This window comes from Mesorhizobium sp. M7A.F.Ca.CA.002.09.1.1 (assembly GCF_003998555.1).
GTDB classification, from domain to species: Bacteria; Pseudomonadota; Alphaproteobacteria; order Rhizobiales; family Rhizobiaceae; genus Mesorhizobium; species Mesorhizobium ciceri.
Genome location: NZ_RZRR01000729.1, coordinates 1 through 2,934, shown reverse-complemented (window position 1 = coordinate 2,934; position 2,934 = coordinate 1). Strand labels below are relative to the sequence as shown.

General features: G+C 59.5%; 4 protein-coding genes. All 4 read right to left on the bottom strand.

What is annotated here, in order from left to right; all coding sequences use genetic code 11:
* A partial coding sequence (locus EN994_RS25245; protein WP_164746169.1) for an NTP transferase domain-containing protein occupies positions 1-578 on the bottom strand: 578 nt, incomplete at its 3' end.
* Between the two features lie 119 nt (positions 579-697).
* Complete coding sequence (locus EN994_RS25240; protein ID WP_063167903.1) at positions 698-1,453, bottom strand: hypothetical protein; 756 nt, start codon at positions 1,451-1,453, stop codon at positions 698-700.
* A 50-nt stretch (positions 1,454-1,503) separates the two neighbouring features.
* On the bottom strand, positions 1,504-2,169 hold the full coding sequence (locus EN994_RS25235) for a hypothetical protein (RefSeq protein WP_127224175.1): 666 nt from the start codon (positions 2,167-2,169) through the stop codon (positions 1,504-1,506).
* Positions 2,170-2,270: 101 nt separating this feature from the next.
* The coding region (locus EN994_RS25230) for a cytochrome c biogenesis CcdA family protein (RefSeq protein WP_164746168.1) at positions 2,271-2,934 on the bottom strand (664 nt) is incomplete at its 5' end.

Here is a 2,934-nt window from a genome sequence, read left to right as displayed (position 1 = left end):
TTGCCGACCTGATCGAGCAGCGCCAGCGCATGGGCGCCGGCCACCGCCATCATGCCGGCATTGCAGAAGGTTATTTTCCTCTCCTCCTCGGAGCAGTCCTTCTCCTCGCGGATGGCAATCAGCTTGCCGTCCTTTTCGATCAACCGGCCATAACCAGTCGGACTGGGCGGACGGAATCCGATCACGACGACGGCAGCGCCTTCAGCCAGTTTCAGCCGCGCCACGGTCAGCGCATCTGCGTCGATCAGCGGCGTGTCCCCAAACATCACGAGAATATCGTCATAACCCTTTGATATCGCATCGCGCGCGGCAAGCACGGCGTGCGCGGTGCCAAGGCGCTTTTCCTGCACGAAAGTCTCGGCCTTGGGCGCGAACTTTGCCGCCGCCTTGCGCATCTCGTCGGCGCCATGGCCGATCACCAGCGCCTGGCTGCCGGCACCCGCCTCTTCCGCTGCCTTCACCACATGGGCGACCATCGGCAGCCCGGCAATCTGGTGCAGCACCTTCGGCAGCACGCTCTTCATGCGCGTGCCTTCGCCGGCGGCGAGGATGACGGACAGGCAGGATCTCTGGCTCATGGAAAGGACAACCATATGAAAAGGGATCAGGAATCGAAGATAGGTAGCATCTGGCGCCATGCTGCACCAATGCGGTTAAATTCCGGTGAGGTGGGTCGAGCAGCTGGTCGATATTGCCACTAGCGAGACGTAAGATAGTCCGGATCCTTGGCTGCGAGCAGTCGTTCGACCGAGGCTTGGAAAGCGGCCACGTCGCTTCCTTGTTTGGCAAGCAGACTCTCCATGTGCTTAATCCCGCCCTCATAATAGGGCCCGAACACCTTGGACAGTGCGATCGACTTAGCCTTGGCAGTCACGTCCGCATGTAGCAGCTCTATCATGGTTGGGGGGACCGTGCTGCTCGCCACGCCCGTCCGAAATGCCCCCCATCTCGGCCTTGCGTCGGCGCAATCTGATTCCATTCGATCAAGAATGGATCGCCCTTTCAATTTGAGGCCTTCCCGATCCGTCTCGCGGTCGGCCACCTCTGACCCTGCAGCACTTAGGTAGACGTAGACCTGCCACATTGCCTGTATGGTATCGGGAACCCCCGCTCCGCGAGGTTGCGGCATTTCAAGGTGAACTCGCTCGTCCAGGAAGCAAGCCAATAATTCTTCCTGCCGGCGATGGTCCGAAAACAGGAAAGCATCCGATTGCCCAAAGTTGAACAGTTTGTGGATCGCCTCTATCCGCAAGTCGGCCCATATCTCGACAACGCTTGCGCCCTCTCTGCGATGGGCAGGATAGGACAACTTCCCCGCTTTCACTGCATTGACGTAGTCGCGCACAGATGCGGCCAACGCTACAGCGAGCGATTGTGGCCGGACAAATTGCTCAGCCAGGGCCTTGAGTTCATGGTCAGGCTGGCTCGATTTCTTCCTCAACCAATTCCACATAGGCTGCCTCCCCAATTGCCTAAGTCGATTTCGCGTTTGCAACGACAGCGCTAGCTGTCAGGAGAGGGCAGAGCTGGCGGCTCCTGATAGGCCTCTAGCTGCCACGGCCCTTGATAGTCGGCAATCACGCCTTCGTCGGCCATTGGCATCTTGGCAATCGTAGCGATCTGCCCAAGGCACCGGTTCAGGTGCCCGCGGAGCACCTCCAGTGCATCAAAATAAGCCTGCCGGGTGTCAGGCGGTCGATAGAATTCTCCAAAGCGTGGATGCAGCGGGGCGTTCTCGTCGCGCCGGAGCAGTTCCTCGAACGTCATAAATTGGCGAATACCCAGAGCCATCGCGTCAAGCAGTAAGTACAGCGGCCCATCCTGCAAGTCGGCAAGCTCTACCCGTTTGTCCACGAGCGTTTGCCTGATTTCCCCAAGCGACTTGAGCGCATTGTCAATGCAGCCATCGCAGCACTCCCAAGCGGACAGAATCCTGCGATCCCGGAGCCGAATTACGAGCTCGCGGGCAACCTTACGCTCTCGATCATTCGGGCTGACAGCGATACTGATAAATGGGAGGTTAATCGTCACGTCACCCAAGCGACCATCCACTTGCCTCCGCGCTCGCGCCAGCAAGTCGGCAATATCGAATCTAAAAGGAATTTTTCCACTTCTCATGCTGCACAATATCAAGCTTTGAATTGATTGTGCGAGCTTTTGCAGGCTCACGTCAATATTGCAGTGTAAGACCAAATGGAGCGGGGAAATTCCGATCCGGAACTTACTACGCAAGTGAAACAATATCCGTAAGCCCGCTTGAGCTCGAACGCCTACCCCAACCGCCCCAGCAGCGGAAAATTCTCCAGCAGCCAGTAAGACACCGTCTGAACGCCGCCGGTGAGGAAAAACACGCCAGCGACAACCAGCAGCGCGCCTATTGCTTTTTCAACCCGGCCGAGATGAACGCGGAATTTGCCGAGGAAGCGCATGAAGGCGCCGGAAAACAGCGCTGCGATCAGGAACGGGATGCCCAGCCCCAGCGAATAGGCGGCGAGCAGCAGCGCGCCCTCGCCCACCGTTTCACGGCCGCCGGCCAGCGTCAGGATCGGTCCCAGAACCGGGCCGATGCACGGCGTCCAGCCGAAGGCGAAAGCCAGCCCCATGACATAGGCCGCGATTGCACTTGCCGGCTTCCCTTGCGACTGGAAGCGTGCCTCGCGTGACAGCAGCGGAATGCGCAGGACGCCGAGGAAATTCAGGCCCATGAGGATGATCAGCACGCCTGCGCCCATGGCCAGCGGCTCCTGCCAGACGCGCAGCAGCCGGCCGATGGTCGAGGCGCCGGCGCCGAGCGCGACAAAGACGGTCGAGAAGCCGAGCACGAAGGCGATCGAAGAATAGATCAGCGCGCCGCGTGCGCCTTCACGCGCTGTCGCACCCGCATTGCCACGGAAATCGTCGACCGAGACGCCGGCCATATAACAGAGATAAGGC

Bases quoted from the DNA above. Each gene is read 5' to 3' on its own strand.
- EN994_RS25240 (WP_063167903.1), bottom strand. From the start codon at position 1,453: ATGTGGAATTGGTTGAGGAAGAAATCGAGCCAGCCTGACCATGAACTC.